Source organism: Pseudomonas sp. MSSRFD41, from assembly GCF_014230245.1.
GTDB classification, from domain to species: Bacteria; Pseudomonadota; Gammaproteobacteria; order Pseudomonadales; family Pseudomonadaceae; genus Aquipseudomonas; species Aquipseudomonas piscis.
The window spans coordinates 35,600-51,658 of sequence record NZ_JACKZK010000011.1 but is presented as its reverse complement, the minus strand read 5'-3'; the positions used below and the strand labels follow the sequence as shown (position 1 = coordinate 51,658).

Sequence of the window (16,059 nt, the reverse complement as noted above, 5' to 3'; positions counted from 1 at the left end):
CATCGGCGCCGGCGAGACAATTTGCCAAGATTGGCCCCCGGCAAATCGTTACACTGCGCAGGTGGCGCATCACGGACGTGCCCGTTCACCTATCGAAATCGCGTGGAAGCAGGAGAGTTGCGTGCTCAAGAAACTGGGAATCAAAGGCCGCGTACTGTTGCTGACCTTGCTGCCCACCAGCCTGATGGCCCTGGTGCTGGGTGGTTACTTCACCTGGATGCAGCTATCGGAGTTGCAGGCCCAACTCCTGCAACGCGGTGAAATGATCGCCGAACAACTGGCCTCCCTGGTGGCCCCGGCGATGGGCAACCGCAACACCCAGATGCTCGAGCGCATCGCCACCCAGGCCCTGGAACAACAGGACGTGCGTGCAGTGTCGTTGCTCGCTCCGGACCGCACGCCCCTGGCCCATGCCGGCCCCACCATGCTCAACCCGGCACCCGCTGGCGACAACACCCGGATGGTGCAACGCAGCGGCAACGACGCGACCCGCTACCAGTTGCCGGTCTTCGGTCGCCACCGCAACCTCGCGGGCGACCTGATCCCCGATGAATCCGACCGGTTGCTGGGCTGGGTGGAACTCGAGCTGTCCCATAGCGGCATGTTGCTGCGCGGCTACCGCAGCCTGTTCGCCAGCTTGCTGCTGATCGCCTCCGGCCTGGCCGTGACCGCCCTGCTGGCGGTGCGCATGGGGCGGACCATCAACAACCCGCTGAGCCAGATCAAGCAGGCGGTGACCCAGCTCAAGGACGGCAACCTGGAAACCCGCCTGCCGCCCCTGGGCAGCCAGGAGCTGGACGACCTGGCCTCGGGCATCAATCGCATGGCCAGCACCCTGCAGAATGCCCAGGAAGAACTGCAGCACAGCATCGACCAGGCCACCGAGGACGTACGCCAGAATCTGGAGACCATCGAGATCCAGAACATCGAGCTGGACCTGGCGCGCAAGGAGGCCCTGGAGGCCAGCCGGATCAAGTCCGAGTTCCTGGCCAACATGAGTCACGAGATCCGCACACCACTCAACGGCATCCTCGGCTTCACCCACTTGCTGCAAAAAAGCGAGCTGACCCCGCGCCAGCTGGACTACCTGGGCACCATCGAGAAATCCGCCGACAGCCTGCTGGGGATCATCAACGAGATCCTCGACTTCTCGAAAATCGAAGCCGGCAAGCTGGTGCTCGACAGTATCCCGTTCAACCTGCGCGACCTGTTGCAGGACACCCTGACCATCCTCGCCCCGGCGGCCCACGCCAAGCAGCTGGAACTGGTGAGCCTGGTGTACCGCGATACGCCGTTGTCGCTGGTCGGCGACCCGCTGCGACTCAAGCAGATCCTCACCAACCTGGTGAGCAACGCCATCAAGTTCACCCGCGAGGGCACCATCGTCGCCCGGGCCATGCTCGAAGAAGAACACGAAGACAGCGTGCAACTGCGCATCAGCATCCAGGACACGGGCATCGGCCTGTCGAACCAGGATGTGCGCGCCCTGTTCCAGGCCTTCAGCCAGGCCGACAACTCATTGTCGCGCCAACCCGGCGGTACTGGCCTTGGACTGGTGATTTCCAAGCGCCTGATCGAACAGATGGGCGGCGAGATCGGAGTCGACAGCACCCCCGGCGAAGGCTCGGAGTTCTGGATCAGCCTGAGCCTGCCCAAGACCCGCGACGACGCCGAGGACCTGCCCGCGCCACCTTTGCTGGGCCGGCGCGTAGCGGTGCTGGAAAACCACGAGTTGGCGCGCCAGGCCCTGCAACACCAGTTGGAAGACTGTGGCCTGGAAGTGACTCCGTTCAACACCCTGGAAGCCCTGACCAACGGCATCACCGGCGTCCACCAGAGCGACCAGGCCATCGACCTGGCGGTACTGGGTGTAACCAGCAACGACATGTCGCCGGAACGCCTGAGCCAGCACATCTGGGATCTCGAACACCTGGGCTGCAAGGTCCTGGTGCTATGCCCGACCACCGAACAGACGCTGTTCCAGCTTTCGGTGCCCAACCCCCACAGCCAGTTGCAGGCCAAACCGGCCTGCACCCGCAAACTGCGCCGGGCGCTGTCCGACCTGGTCACCCCACGCAGGGCCCGCAGCGAACCCGAGGAAGCGCTTTCCAGCCGTGCGCCACGGGTTTTGTGCGTCGATGACAACCCGGCCAACCTGCTGTTGATCCAGACCTTGTTGCAGGACATGGGCGCCAAGGTGCAGGCGGTGGACAACGGTTATGCCGCCCTCAACGCTATCCAGCACGAGCCCTTCGACCTGGTGATGATGGACGTGCAGATGCCCGGCATGGACGGCCGGCAGAGCACCGAGGCGATCCGCCAGTGGGAAAGCGAGCGCCAGGGGCCGCCATTGCCGATCGTGGCCCTGACCGCCCACGCCATGGCCAATGAAAAACGCGCCCTGCTGCAAAGCGGCATGGACGACTACCTGACCAAGCCCATCAGCGAGCGGCAACTGGCCCAGGTGGTACTCAAGTGGACCGGGCTGGCCCTGCGCAACCAGGGCTCGGACCGCAGCGGCGAACGCCCTGAGCTGGGCCTGGAACTGCAAGTGCTGGATCAGGACGAAGGCCTGCGCCTGGCCGCCGGCAAAGCCGACCTGGCCGCCGACATGCTGGCCATGTTGCTGGCCTCGCTGGAAGCCGACCGCGAGGCGATCAATGCCGCCCGGGCCGCCAACGACCACAGTGCCCTGATCGAACGGGTCCACCGCCTGCACGGTGCCACCCGCTACTGCGGCGTGCCACAACTGCGAGCGGCTTGCCAGCGCAGCGAGACCCTGCTCAAGCAGGAGGATGCCAAGGCCTTCGCCGCCCTGGACGAACTGGACCACGCCATCGATCGCCTGGCCAGCGAAGCACGGGTCAAGGCCTGACCCAGGGCAATCCCAGTCCGGTGCCCAGGCCCCATGCTGGGCGCCCTCCCCGAACAAGGATGCAACCATGCGGACGATTCTTTTCAGCAGCCAGAACTACGATCGCGAGAGTTTCCTCGGTGCCCGCCTGCCCCAGGGCCTGGAGCTGCAGTTCCAGGCCGCCCGCCTGAGCCTGGACACCGCGGCCCTGGCCGAGAGCCATGAAGTGGTCTGTGCCTTCATCAACGACGATCTGGGCGCACCGGTGCTCGAGCGCCTGGCGGCCGGTGGCACCCGCCTGATCGCCCTGCGCTCGGCCGGCTACAACCACGTCGACCTGGCGGCGGCCAAGCGCCTGGGCCTGGACGTGGTCCGGGTCCCGGCCTATTCGCCCCACGCCGTGGCCGAACATGCCGTGGCCCTGATCCTGGCGCTCAACCGCCGCTTGCACCGGGCCTACAACCGTACCCGCGAAGGTGACTTCAGCCTGCACGGCCTGACCGGCTTCGACCTGGTGGGCAAGACCGTGGGCATCGTCGGCACCGGGCAGATCGGCGCCACCTTCGCCCGCATCATGGCCGGCTTCGGCTGCCAGCTGCTGGCCCATGACCCTTATCCGAATCCGGCCGTGCAGGCCCTGGGGGCCCGCTACCTGAGCCTGGCGGAACTGCTGGAGCAGTCGCAGATCATCAGCCTGCACTGCCCCCTGACCGACGACAGCCGCTACCTGATCAACCAGCAGAGCCTGGCCCGGATGCAACCCGGGGCGATGCTGATCAACACCGGCCGCGGTGGCCTGGTGGATACCCCGGCGCTGATCGACGCCCTGAAGAATGGCCAACTGGGCTACCTGGGGCTGGACGTCTATGAAGAAGAAGCCCAGCTGTTCTTCGAGGACCGCTCCGACCTGCCCCTGCAGGATGACGTGCTGGCGCGGCTGCTGACCTTCCCCAACGTGATAGTGACCGCCCACCAGGCCTTCCTGACCCGCGAGGCCCTGGCGGCGATCGCCGACACCACCTTGCACAACATCGCCAGCTGGTTCGCCGGCCAGCCACAGAACCTGGTCCATGACTGAGCGCCGCGGCGCGGGCTGATCGAAGGTCGCCAGCCCGCGCCCTGTGGCGCCGGGGCCCGTGCTAGCATACGCGGCAGATTTGGAGGACCCATGGTCGAACACGATTTCCGCTACACCCTGATGAGCCCGCAACACACCCTGATCGAATGCCGCGCACTGGTGCCTGGCCGCTATCAAGTCACCGGCAATGGTGGCTCGATCCGCGCCAACGACGTGCTGCTGGTCACCCTCAAGGGCAGCAAGGACTTGTCCATGCGCTTGACGGTGGACACCGTTCGCCACTTGATCAACCCGGTCGGCCAATGGGTCGCGGTCGCCAGCGGCCCGGTCTTCGGCGAACTGGCCATCCACCAATGGCAGGTCAACTGCGACAGCTGCGCCACCCAGCTGGACTTCGAATTCGCAGTGGATGCCAAGCTCGGCGAAAAAGCCCGCCAGCCTGCCGCCAGCGCACGGATCGCCGAACTCGGCTGGAGCAGCGAAGGCGAGCGCCACCTGTGCCCTGAATGCCGGCAGGCGGCGCAATGAAACGCCTGGCGCTGCTCCTGGCACTGGGCGCCGGCCTGCTGGGCTGCGCCGCCGAGCCGCTGAAGCTTGAGCAAGACCGCAGCTATATCCTGGAGTGGATCGGTGAGCGTCCGCTCATCGACTACAGCCACCTGACCATCACCCTGGGCGAGGATGGCCGCGCCTATGGCAATGGTGGCTGCAACCACTGGTTCGCCCCCTACACCCTGGATGGCCAGAAACTCAGCTTCGGCAAGGTGGGCAGCACCCGCAAGCTCTGCGCCCCGGCCCTGATGGAACAGGAGCGGCGCTTCCTCCAGGCCCTGGAGACCGTCGAACGCTGGGATATCTCGCCCATCGAGCAAGTACGCTTCTGGCCCGCCGAAGGCAAGCCGCTGCGCTGGTGGCTGGAAGAAGGCTGACTGTCCTGCGCCGTGGCCACTGGGTGGCCACGGTGCCCGTCATCAATGACCGCGCAGGGCCTGCAGTTTCGCCAATACGCCTGCCGCGGTCTGTTCACCCAGCAATTGCTCCCGCACCTTGCCCTGGTCGTCGATGATGTAGGTCACCGGCAGCGCCTCGGAGCGTGGCAGGTCGAAGATCGGCGACGGATCCTGGGCCAGTACGGTGAACTTGATCCCCAGCTTCTCGCTGGCGCTCTTGAGCTCCTCGCCCTGCACGTTGTCGAAGTTGACCCCCAATACCGTCACCGATTGCCCCTTGAGTTGCTCGTCCAAGGCGTTCAGCTCAGGCACCTCGGTCCGGCACGGGCCACACCATTCGGCCCAGTAGTTGAGCACCAGCCACTGCTTGTCGAGACGTTCGGCGGCGACTTTGCGGCCATACTGGTCGACCCCGTAGTCATTGCCACAACCACCCAGCAACAGGGTCGTGATGATCGCCAATGCCGCTGCCAATTGCCTTGCCATGCCTGTTTTCCCGTCTTTGAAAGTGTCTTGGATGATCCACGGCCACCCATGGCCGCTGCGACCGAACGACTCTCGAGGTTCAGCAGAGCCCGTCGCGCGGGTAGAATAGCCGCCACCTTACGCAAGATGCGACCCGCACATGACCGACCTGACGCTTTATCACAACCCGCGCTGCTCGAAATCCCGTGCCGCACTGGAGCTGCTGGAACAACGCGGCCTGGCCCCGACCGTGGTCCGCTACCTGGAAACCCCGCTGGACGCCGCCCAACTGCGCAGCCTCTTGGGCAAGCTCGGCATCGGCGCCCGCCAGTTGCTGCGCACCGGCGAAGACGAATACAAGGCGCTCGGGCTGGCGGACACCAGCCTCGGCGAGGAGCAACTGATCGCCGCCATCGCCCAGCACCCCAAGCTGATGGAACGCCCGGTCCTGGAGGCCGGCGACAAGGCCATCATCGGCCGACCACCGGAAAACGTGCTGGAGATCCTGCCTTGAGCACGCCGTACATACTGGTGCTGTACTACAGCCGCAATGGCTCCACCAGCGAGATGGCCCGGCAGATTGCCCGAGGCGTCGAGCAAGCCGGCCTGGAAGCCCGCCTGCGCACCGTCCCGGCCATTTCCACCGAATGCGAAGCCGTGGCCCCGGCCATCCCCGACAGCGGTGCGCTGTATGCCAGCCTCGACGACCTGAAGAACTGCGCCGGCCTGGCCATGGGCAGCCCGACCCGTTTCGGCAACATGGCGGCGCCGCTCAAGTACTTCCTCGACGGTACCAGCAACCTGTGGCTGACCGGCGCCCTGGTGGGCAAGCCCGCCGGCGTGTTCACCTCCACCGCCAGCCTGCATGGCGGCCAGGAAGCCACCCTGCTGTCGATGATGCTGCCCTTGCTGCACCACGGCATGTTGATCACCGGCTTGCCCTACAGCGAATCGGCGCTGCTGGAGACCCAGGGCGGCGGCACCCCCTACGGCGCCAGCCACCATGCCGGCGCGGATGGCAAGAGCCCGCTGGACCAGCACGAGATCGCCCTGTGCCGGGCCTTGGGCCTGCGCCTGGCCAAGACCGCCCAGCGACTGGAGAACGGCCGTGGCCAAGAAGCCTAAGATCCTGCCCGAAATCCACTGGCTAAAACCACGGGTGCGGGTGGCCCGGGTCCTGAGCCTGGTGTGTTTTTTCGCCTTGGTGGCCCTGCTGTGCATCTATTACCTGCTGGTGGCCGACCTGCACGGCGCCCGTCCCTGGGTGATCCTGCTGATCGAGCTGATGCCCCTGTTGCTGATGGCCCCCGGCATGCTCAGTGGCAGCGCCCGCGGGCACTCCTGGATGTGTTTCGTGGTCAACCTGTACTTCATCAAGGGCGCGCTGGCAGCCTATGACCCGAACCGCCACTTGTTCGGCCTGCTGGAAATGCTCGCCAGCCTCGCGGTATTCACTTCCTCGCTGCTCTACGTGCGTTGGCGCTTCCAGCTCAACCGCCGGCTGGCCGGCGAAGGCGCCACCCCGGCCTGAGGCAAGATGCAAGCCCCCATCGCAAGATGCCAGGACTTGCATCCATGCCAGCCGCCCCCACCTTGCACAACGGACCTTCTGACCGACACTCCCGATCCAACCGGAGCAGGCATGCACGATTACAAATGGCTGAATGAATACTGTCTCAATCGCTTCGGCTCCGCCGCAGCCCTGGAGGCGCGGCTGCCGACTCCGGCCAGCGATGACTACCTGCGCACCCTGGGTGCCGATCGCTACCTGTCGCTGCTGGCCTTGCGGGTCTTTCGCGCCGGCCTGAAGCACAGCCTGGTGGACGCCAAGTGGCCGGCCTTCGAACAAGTGTTCTTCGGCTTCGATCCCCACAAGGTAGTGCTGATGGGCGCCGAACACCTGGAGCGGCTGATGCAGGACACGCGGATCATTCGTCACCTGGGCAAGCTCAAGAGCGTCCCGCGCAATGCCCAGATGATCCTCGACGTGGAGCAGCAACATGGCAGCTTCGGCAGCTTCATCGCCGACTGGCCGGTCCAGGACATCACCGGCCTCTGGCAATACCTGGCCAAGCACGGCAACCAGCTGGGCGGCCTGTCGGCGCCACGCTTCCTGCGCATGGTGGGCAAGGACACCTTCATTCCTTCCCAGGACGTGGTGGCAGCACTCAATGCCCAGGGTATCGTCGACAAGGTGCCCAGCAGCAAACGCGACCAGGCCCTGGTACAAGCGGTGTTCAATCAGTGGCAACAGGAAAGCGGCCGTCCGCTGTGCCAGCTGTCGGCGATGCTGGCCTATACGGTCAACCACTAATCCCTTCTTAATTTGCAGACCATCTCCCTGCCTGCAACGGGCAGGGAGATCTTCCTCACTTTCGCCCAACCGACTACGCAAGCTGACAATAAGCTGAACTAAACGCGGGGATTTCTCACTCGCTGTTTGCGATCGGATAAAGTCCGCCTGAACTTCCCCCACGATTAAGACGATCGGTAACGGACTAGCAGAATCGACATTCTGCAATCATTAGCCATGTACAAATGGACTACTAAGCATTGATTAGGCCAGCAACCTGAACAGAGGCTGTCGGGCTTTAAATAATGATCATGACCCATTCGTTTTTTTCACATTGCTTTCACCCTTCGCTAACCCGGCACGCTCTAGATTGGCAGCCAGTTGTAGCGCAGGTCCCGTTACCGGTCTTTTCAGAACATCAGCTCCAACCCGAATGACAAGCCCTCATCCAGAACAGTTCAGGTAAGCGAAGTGATCGATACTGCCAAACCCGGCACGGGTGCCATGCCCCCACGCCCACACCGAGTCCGCAAGGCCATGGTGTGGGCCTGCACCACGACTGTGGCAATCCTCGTCAGCGGCTTCGTGCTCTGGCCTGGCGCGCCCCTGGACCTGGGAGCCGCCAACCAGATGGAAAGCGCAGGCATGTACCGTCATTGGAACAGTGGCGAGGTGATCGCCCTGGTACGCCATGCCGAACGCTGCGACCGTTCGCCTACTCCCTGCGTAGGGCCTGCCGATGGCATCACGCTGACCGGAAGCAGCATGTCCAGGAGGCTGGGCCGGGCCTTCCAGGTCCTGGGCATGGAGTCCACCGATGTCATCAGCAGCCCCGCCACCCGCACCCGGCAAACTGCGGAATTCATGTTCGGCCAACCGGCCAAGACCCAGGACTGGCTGCTCAGCTGCGGCAGCGAACTTGGCGAAACGATCAAGGCGCACAAGGCTCCACGACGCAACCTGGTGCTGGTCACCCACAGCGATTGCATCAGCGACCTGGAGAGCCAACTGGGCTTCGAACACGCCCCCCACAGTCAGTACAACAGTTCGTTGTTCGTCACCCTGAACAGCGATGGCACGTTGCAGATTCTTGGCAGTATCAAGGTCGAGGACTGGCAGCAGGCGCTGGGGCCGGAGGCGGCCAAGTTATAACCCTTTTTTACAACACCCCAACAGATTTCATTCGGCGCGAATACACACTAGACACTTGAGCAAGTTGACTTCGGCAAGAACTGTACTAGTACAAGAAACTACCGCGCTATTTATAACAGCACCGCACCAGTAACAGGACCACGTCAAAGCGAAAAAGACGGCCGCCGTCAATTCTTTACGAGCTGAAAATACTGAGCTTGCTAACTAGTGATGTTTATCGGCTACACCCGATACAAGTAACGCCCCAGCTTCCAGCAGATGAATTAGAGGACAACAATGCACCGCACCTTGCCACCCCAGGCTTATGGAACAAGCACCACGCCGTCCGGCTACACCATGGGTGGAAGTACGACCGACATCCTGCAACGCTGGGGACTGCTCTTTCTTTTGCTGGCCTTCGGCCTGTTCTACCTGCTGCCACTGACTGGCCATGGCCTGTGGATCCCGGATGAGACCCGCTACGCCCAGATCAGCCAGGAAATGCTGCTGAGCGGCGATTGGGTCGCACCGCACTTCATGGGCATCCGCTACTTCGAGAAACCCATTGCCGGATACTGGTTGATCGCCATCGGCCAGGCCGTTTTCGGCGACAACCTGTTCGGCGTGCGCATCGCTTCCGCCGTGAGCACCGGCCTGAGCGTGGTACTGGCCTACCTGATCACCCGGCGGATGTGGAACGACCCACGCAAGAGCTTCGCCGCAGCCCTGCTATATATGAGCTTCGGCCTGGTGGCCGGCCAGGCCGGGTATTCCAATCTCGATCCGCAGTTCAGCCTGTGGGTCAACCTGAGCCTGGTTGCCTTGTGGTTCGCCCTGCACGCCCAGACCGCACGTGCCCGCCTGGTGGCCTGGGCCACCCTGGGCGCGGCCTGCGGCATGGGGTTCATGACCAAGGGCTTCCTGGCCTGGCTACTTCCGGTACTGATCGCCCTGCCCTACGCACTCTGGCAGCGCCGCCTTGGCCAACTGCTGCGCTACGGCCTGGTGGCGGTGCTGGTGGCGGTCCTGATCAGCCTGCCCTGGGTGCTGAGCATCCATGCCCAGGAACCGGACTTCTGGCGTTTTTTCTTCTGGCATGAACATATTCGCCGCTTCGCCGCCGAGAACGCCCAGCACACCCGTCCCTGGTGGTTCTACATTCCCCTGCTCGTGGTCTCGAGCCTGCCGTGGGCGGCCCTCCTGCCCGGCACCCTGCTCCAGGCCTGGAAGGACAAGCGCCAGGCCAGCAGCGGCTTCCTATTGCTGTGGTTGATCCTGCCGCTGGTGTTCTTCAGCCTCAGCCGCGGCAAGCTGCCGACCTACATCATGCCGTGCTTGCTGCCCCTGGCCGTGCTGATGGGCCATGCCCTGGTTGAGCGCATCAGTGCCGGCCAGGGTCGGGAAGTACGCCTCAACGCCCTGCTCAACCTGGTGATCGGCGTTGGCGCCCTGGTGGCGCTGCTGGTGCTGCAGATCACCCGGCCAGTGTACGGCCACGATGAAATGCTCGGCCTGTCCCTGGTATTCATCATGCTCATGGGCTGGATCATCGCCAACCTGCTGCCCACCTCCAGGCCACTGCAATACTGGGCGGCACCGGCCCTGGGCCTCTGGCTGCTGGTGGCGCTGCTGCCAGCGGGCATGCCTGCGATGATCGTCCACAAGGAGATGCCCGACCAGTTCATCAAGGAACACCTCGAGGAACTCCAGCAGACCAGCACTCTCTTGAGCAACGACCTGGGTGCGGCCTCGGCCCTGTCCTGGCGCCTGCGGCGCCCACAGGTGACGCTGTACAACACCGAGGGCGAGCTGAAATATGGCCTGGCTTACCCTGATGCGATCCAGCGCAAGGTAGACATGGCCGGAATCGGCTCCTGGATGGACGCGGCACGCAAACAAGGCTCGGTAGGCGTCGTCATGCGGGTCAAGGATGTCCTGGAGAACCAGGAAGTGGCCCAACTGCCGCTGGGTGGCAAACGCTACGTGAAAGGCAACCTGCTGATCCTGATCCTGCCCGCAACCCAACCCTGACTTGACCTGAGCACACCCTGGAGGCGTCAGCGCCGACTCCGGTCGACGCTGGCGTGTCGCGCCCGTCGCCTCCCGACTCAATCCACGGAATCTCGCCCATGAAGATCTGCAACAGCGAACGCAAGGCCCTGGCCCTGCTGCTCGGCGTGTCCGCCCTGATCCTGCTGCTCGGCCTGGGCTCGCGCGAGCTATGGGGACCGGAAACCCGTTGGGCCAACATCGTGCTGCAAATGCTGCAGAGCGGCGACTACTTCGATCCCTCTCTCAAAGGCAGCCCCTATTACGACAAACCCCTGCCCTCCTACTGGCTGATCGTTGCCAGCACCTGGCTGACCGGAGGACTGGGGCACTGGTCGCTGCGATTGTCCTCGGTACTGGCCGCCTGGCTGAGCATCTGGCTGGTATACCGGCTGGGCGAGCAGCTATTGCACAAGGGCACTGGCCTGATCGCCGGCTGGATGCTGGCCACCACCTTCTATTTCGTCTTCTGGGCCCGGGTAGCCACCGCCGACATTCTCACCGTGTGCGGCGTACTGGCCGCGGTGTGGTGGTACTGGCGAGGCCCGGAGGACACCCGCCTGGGGCGCTATACGGTGTTCTTCCTGCTTTTGGCGATCACCTCATTGCTCAAGGGCTTGATCGGCTTTGTCCTGCCGGGCCTGATCCTGCTGCCGCACCTGCTGGCCCAGGGGCGCTGGAAGCGCCATCTCAACCTGCGCCTGGCCCTGGCAATCCTGCTGGCCGGTGCCTTGTACATGGTGCCGTTCCTGCTCTCGCATCTATATGGCACCCCGCACTCCGGAGAAAGCGGCCTGAGCCTGGTGTTTCGCGAGAACGTCGTCCGCTTCTTCGACCCGTTCGACCATGTCGGGCCGATCTACACCTACCTGGTGTACCTGCCGCTCTACACCTTGCCCTGGGCGCCATGCTGGATCCTCGGGCTCTGGGTCGCGACCCGGCGCTGGCGCCAGTTGCAGCCCAACGAGCGCTGGCTGGTCTGGGCCCTGGGCCTGCTGTTCCTGTTCTTCACCGCCAGCGGCAGCCGGCGCAGCTACTACGTCCTGCCCCTGGTGCCCTTCGCCCAGTTGCTGGGCGCCTGGTGGCTGTCCCGGCGCCTGGAGCAGGCACGGGACCAAGGCCGGGAGCGCAGTCGCAGCTGGAACCTGGGATTGGCCAGCGCAGCCATGTTGATGCTGCTGGTGCTGGGGCTGGCCTACCCCTGGAGCAACGGCGGTGGCGGAGTGATCGGCTTCGCCACGCAGGTCAAGGCCGAGGCCAGCCGGATAGCTCCCTGGAACCAATGGCGAATGGTGATGGTGGAGGTCGACAACAAGCTGCCGATGTACGTGCAGAACCAGGGGGCGCCGTTCTACTACGTGCCCGAGAACCAGGACTTCCCGAAGCACGGCACCAGCGCCGACTTCATGGCCTGGCTGGAGCGCACCAGCGGCCAGCACTGGGATCCCCAGCGCACCCTGATCTTCGTGGCACAGGACAACAAAGGCCGGCAGTTGCTGGACTACCTGGGCGACGATCACCAGGTAATCAGGACCCAACCGACCAATGGCGAGCGGCTGGCCGGCAAACCCGCGCAAGGCAACCTGGCGTTCATTCCCCGCCCAACCACGGAATGAAACAGCGTGCCGCGCCGGCAATGAACGGCGCGGCAAATCCCCCAGGCCTAGAGGTTCACTACGTTGACGAAGCGCGGCGTGGCGCTTTCATCGATGCGCAGGCTGGTGAAGTCGAACAGGTTGCGGTCCGCCAGCTGGGACGGGATGACGTTCTGCAGGCCGCGGAAGATGTTCTCGGTCCGCCCCGGGCTCTTGCGCTCCCACTCCTGGAGCATTTCCTTGACCACCTGGCGCTGCAGGTTCTCCTGGGAACCACAGAGGTTGCAGGGGATGATCGGGAACTGCTTGAGGTCGGAATAGGCCTGGATGTCCTTCTCGCTGCAGTAGGCCAGCGGACGGATCACCACGTTACGCCCGTCGTCGGCCAACAACTTGGGCGGCATGGCCTTGAGCGAGCCGTTGTAGAACATGTTGAGGAAGAAGGTCTCGACGATGTCGTCGCGATGGTGACCCAGGGCCATCTTGGTCGCACCGATCTCGTCGGCGAAGGTGTACAGGGTGCCGCGGCGCAGGCGCGAGCACAGCGAGCAGGTAGTCTTGCCTTCCGGTATCAGCTCCTTGACCACCGAGTAAGTGTCCTTCTCGACGATGTGGTACTCGACCCCCAGTTCCTTGAGGTAGGCCGGCAGTACGTGCTCGGGGAAGCCAGGCTGCTTCTGGTCCATGTTCACCGCGACGATCTCGAACTTGATCGGGGCCACCTTCTGCAGGTGCAGCAGCACGTCGAGCATGGTGTAGCTGTCCTTGCCGCCGGACAGGCAGACCATGACCTTGTCGCCATCTTCGATCATGTTGAAATCGGCGACCGCTTCGCCCGCCTGCCGGCGCAGGCGTTTCTGCAGTTTGTTCTGGTTGACCGTAAGAGTGCCCATGGCGCTTGGAATCCGCGAGGTGTGTGACGAAAAGCCGGATATTTTACGCAAAAACACTCGCCCCGCGAAAGCGCTGCCGAGCAGCGGCCACAGGGTCGGCAGTGACAGAGGCCCTGGCGATTAGCCCAGGCTTTTACAGCGCAATTTGCTCTAAAGAGGTGCACATCTGGCGACAACTCCTCCCTATACTGCGACATAAGGTCGCATATACAGACCTGCACTGTGCCACGTGGTTGTAGCGCTCCGCAGGGGGGCGATGGCAACAACAAAGGAGTGACTGACCATGATTCATCATGTCGTAGGACTCTTCACCCACCCCGATCAGGAATGGCGAGACATCCGTGGCGATGCCGAAGAAAGCATCAGCCACATGTACCTCACCCACACATTGATCCTGGCGGCGATCCCCGCTATCTCGGCCTTCATCGGCACCACCCAGGTCGGCTGGGTCATCGGCAGCCGCGCGCCGGTGATGCTGACCAGTGAAAGCGCCCTGTGGATGACCATCATGTCGTACCTGGCCATGCTCGGCGGTGTCGGGGTCATGGGCGGCTTCATCCATTGGATGGCCCGCACCTATGACGCCAATCCGAGCCTGGCGCGCTGCGTGGCCTTCGCCACCTATACCGCGACCCCGCTGTTCGTCGGCGGGCTGGCGGCGCTCTACCCGCACATGTGGCTGGGCATGATCGTCGGCACGGCGGCCATCTGCTACACGGTGTACCTGCTCTATGTCGGGCTGCCGACCTTCATGAACATCCCGTCCGACGAAGGTTTCCTGTTCTCCAGCTCGGTGCTGGCGGTGGGACTGGTGGTGCTGGTGGCGATCATGGCGTTCACCGTCATCGTCTGGGGCCTGGGCGTCGGCCCCGTCTACACCAACTGACGCCGCGCCAATAATAATCCTCTGTCTGCCAATACAGGCCGCCGCAAGGCGGCCTTCCTCTTTGCGGGCATGACCATTGGGCGGCTTGGCGGTTCGGATTCAGCGGCCTTTGCGGCATACTCGAGCGCTCTGGAGAACCGCCAAGCATGCCCGAGCAACTCAATACCCGCGTCGAAGACTGTTTCCTACTCGCTGAATCCTTTTTCAAACGCCCCTTCAAGCGACCGGTGGTCAGCCTCAAGTTGCGTGGCCAGAAAGCCGGGGTCGCCCACCTGCACGAGAACCTGCTGCGCTTCAACCTGCAGTTGTACCGGGAGAACACCGCGGACTTCCTCAAGCAGACCGTGGCCCACGAAGTGGCGCACCTGATCGCCCACCAGCTGTTCGGCGATCGCATCCAGCCCCACGGCGAGGAATGGCAGCTGATCATGCGCGGGGTCTACGAACTGCCGCCCAATCGCTGCCATACCTACGAGGTGCAGCGGCGCCGCGTGACCCGCTACATCTACCGCTGCCCCTGCGCCCAGAGCGATTTTCCGTTTTCCGCCCAGCGCCACAAGCTGGTGGCCCAGGGGCGGCGCTACCTGTGCAGGCGTTGCCGGCAGACCCTGGTCTACAGCGGCGAAACCCGGGTCGAGTGACCTGCCCCTAGGCGATCACCCGGTCGCGTCGCAATGCCTCGATCCGCTCGGCGTCGTATCCCAACTCCGCCAACACCTCGGCGGAATGGGCCCCCAGCCTTGCGCCGACATGTCGCGGCTCGGGCAGGCCCGCGGAAAACTTCAGCGGACAAGCGATCTGCGCCTGCCGACTGCCATCCTCGCGCGGTACCTGGCTGACCAGCTGGCGCGCCTGCAACTGTGGATGCGCCAAGGCCTCGGCCAGGCCCAGCACCGGCTCGACACAGGCATCCAGGTCCTCGAACAGCCGGCACAATTCGACAAAATCATGTTTCTCGAATTCGACCTGCAAGGCGTGCTTGAGGGCCTGCTGCTGTTCGGGTACGGGCGATAGCCCCTGGGCCGCCAGTTCCGGCCGCCCCAGGGCCCCACACAACTGCTGCATGAACCCCGGCTCCAGACTGCCCACCGATAACCAGCGCCCGTCGCGGGTACGGTAATAGTCATAGAAACTGCCACCGTTGAGCACTTGCTGCTCCATCCCGGGCTCCACCCCACAAGCCAGGTAGCCGGCACCGGCCATGGCGTGGAGGCTGAACACGCAGTCGGTCATGCTCACGTCCAGGTGCTGGCCCTGGCCACTGTGCTGGCGGGCGACCACCGCGGCCAGCAGGCCGATCACTCCGTGCAGGGAGCCGCCGGCGATGTCCGCCACCTGGATACCCAGGGGCAACGGCCCCTGTTGCCGGCGGCCGGTCTGGCTGGCCAGGCCGGCCAGGGCCAGGTAGTTGATGTCATGCCCGGCGCGATCCTTGTAGGGGCCAGTCTGGCCGTAGCCGGTGATGGACACGTAGATCAGCCGCGGATTGATCGCCTTCAAGGCCTCGTAGCCCAGCCCCAGGCGCTCCATCACCCCCGGACGGAACTGCTCGAGGACGATGTCGTAGTCCTGCACCAGTTGCCGCACCACCTCCAGGGCCTCGGGTCGCTTCAGGTCCAGGGCCAGGCTGCGCTTGTTGCGGTTGAGGTAGGCATGGCTGGCCGATACGCCCTGGTCATGGGGCGGCAGGACCCGCAGCAAGTCCATGCGGGTCGGCGACTCGATGCGCAGCACCTGCGCGCCCATGTCCGCCAGCAGCAGCGAAGCGAACGGCCCCGGCAGCAGGGTAGAGAAATCCAGTACCTTGAGTGACGCCAACGGCCCTTGCATGTGCCTCTCCTTCTGATCGACAGCCCACAGAGTAG

General features: G+C 64.0%; 16 protein-coding genes. 13 read left to right on the top strand and 3 right to left on the bottom strand.

Annotated features, from left to right (window positions below; translation table 11 throughout):
* Positions 1-121 precede the first annotated feature (121 nt).
* The 4 genes from H7A76_RS17785 to H7A76_RS17770 all read left to right on the top strand — a co-directional run bounded on the left by H7A76_RS17785 (position 122) and on the right by H7A76_RS17770 (position 4,861).
* Positions 122-2,875, top strand: a complete 2,754-nt coding sequence (locus H7A76_RS17785) for a response regulator (RefSeq protein ID WP_185699705.1) — start codon at positions 122-124, stop codon at positions 2,873-2,875.
* Between the two features lie 67 nt (positions 2,876-2,942).
* Complete coding sequence (locus H7A76_RS17780) at positions 2,943-3,932, top strand: 2-hydroxyacid dehydrogenase (protein ID WP_085596863.1); 990 nt, start codon at positions 2,943-2,945, stop codon at positions 3,930-3,932.
* A gap of 90 nt (positions 3,933-4,022) precedes the next feature.
* Complete coding sequence (locus H7A76_RS17775) at positions 4,023-4,460, top strand: hypothetical protein (protein WP_185699704.1); 438 nt, start codon at positions 4,023-4,025, stop codon at positions 4,458-4,460.
* On the top strand, positions 4,457-4,861 hold the full coding sequence (locus H7A76_RS17770; protein WP_185699703.1) for an META domain-containing protein: 405 nt from the start codon (positions 4,457-4,459) through the stop codon (positions 4,859-4,861). Before H7A76_RS17775 ends, H7A76_RS17770 begins: the two co-directional genes overlap by 4 nt.
* A 42-nt stretch (positions 4,862-4,903) precedes the next feature.
* Here H7A76_RS17770 and H7A76_RS17765 read toward each other — a convergent pair whose 3' ends face one another.
* Positions 4,904-5,368, bottom strand: a complete 465-nt coding sequence (locus H7A76_RS17765; protein ID WP_185699702.1) for a TlpA family protein disulfide reductase — start codon at positions 5,366-5,368, stop codon at positions 4,904-4,906.
* Positions 5,369-5,507: 139 nt separating this feature from the next.
* On the opposite strand from H7A76_RS17765, the gene arsC reads away from it, so the two are divergent.
* From arsC to H7A76_RS17730, 7 genes are all read left to right on the top strand, one after another.
* Positions 5,508-5,861, top strand: coding sequence for an arsenate reductase (glutaredoxin) (gene arsC, locus H7A76_RS17760; protein WP_185699701.1), 354 nt, complete (start codon positions 5,508-5,510; stop codon positions 5,859-5,861).
* Entirely contained in the window at positions 5,858-6,472 is a 615-nt protein-coding gene (wrbA, locus tag H7A76_RS17755) for an NAD(P)H:quinone oxidoreductase (RefSeq protein ID WP_185699700.1), read from the top strand. The genes arsC and wrbA overlap by 4 nt, the downstream gene beginning before the upstream one ends.
* On the top strand, positions 6,456-6,878 hold the full coding sequence (locus H7A76_RS17750; protein ID WP_185699699.1) for a DUF2069 domain-containing protein: 423 nt from the start codon (positions 6,456-6,458) through the stop codon (positions 6,876-6,878). Before wrbA ends, H7A76_RS17750 begins: the two co-directional genes overlap by 17 nt.
* Before the next feature lie 111 nt (positions 6,879-6,989).
* Entirely contained in the window at positions 6,990-7,661 is a 672-nt protein-coding gene (locus H7A76_RS17745; protein ID WP_185699698.1) for a DNA-3-methyladenine glycosylase I, read from the top strand.
* A 483-nt stretch (positions 7,662-8,144) separates the two neighbouring features.
* Positions 8,145-8,792: a histidine phosphatase family protein gene (locus tag H7A76_RS17740; protein WP_185699697.1), complete on the top strand. Its 648-nt coding sequence runs from the start codon at positions 8,145-8,147 to the stop codon at positions 8,790-8,792.
* Between the two features lie 336 nt (positions 8,793-9,128).
* A complete protein-coding gene (gene arnT / locus H7A76_RS17735; protein ID WP_260498006.1) occupies positions 9,129-10,802 on the top strand; it encodes a lipid IV(A) 4-amino-4-deoxy-L-arabinosyltransferase in 1,674 nt (557 codons plus the stop codon).
* Between the two features lie 98 nt (positions 10,803-10,900).
* Entirely contained in the window at positions 10,901-12,436 is a 1,536-nt protein-coding gene (locus tag H7A76_RS17730; protein ID WP_185699695.1) for a glycosyltransferase family 39 protein, read from the top strand.
* A gap of 47 nt (positions 12,437-12,483) precedes the next feature.
* On the opposite strand, the gene ttcA is transcribed toward H7A76_RS17730, so the two are convergent.
* Positions 12,484-13,308: a tRNA 2-thiocytidine(32) synthetase TtcA gene (gene ttcA / locus H7A76_RS17725; RefSeq protein WP_185699694.1), complete on the bottom strand. Its 825-nt coding sequence runs from the start codon at positions 13,306-13,308 to the stop codon at positions 12,484-12,486.
* A 283-nt stretch (positions 13,309-13,591) separates the two neighbouring features.
* Between ttcA and H7A76_RS17720 the strand changes: the two genes are divergently transcribed.
* Together H7A76_RS17720 and H7A76_RS17715 are read left to right on the top strand one after the other, a co-directional pair.
* Positions 13,592-14,194: a Yip1 family protein gene (locus H7A76_RS17720; RefSeq protein ID WP_022640255.1), complete on the top strand. Its 603-nt coding sequence runs from the start codon at positions 13,592-13,594 to the stop codon at positions 14,192-14,194.
* Between the two features lie 146 nt (positions 14,195-14,340).
* On the top strand, positions 14,341-14,835 hold the full coding sequence (locus H7A76_RS17715) for a SprT family zinc-dependent metalloprotease (RefSeq protein WP_185699693.1): 495 nt from the start codon (positions 14,341-14,343) through the stop codon (positions 14,833-14,835).
* Positions 14,836-14,842: 7 nt separating this feature from the next.
* Here the strand turns inward: H7A76_RS17715 and H7A76_RS17710 are convergent, their stop codons facing one another.
* Complete coding sequence (locus tag H7A76_RS17710; protein ID WP_185699692.1) at positions 14,843-16,024, bottom strand: CaiB/BaiF CoA-transferase family protein; 1,182 nt, start codon at positions 16,022-16,024, stop codon at positions 14,843-14,845.
* Positions 16,025-16,059 lie beyond the last annotated feature (35 nt).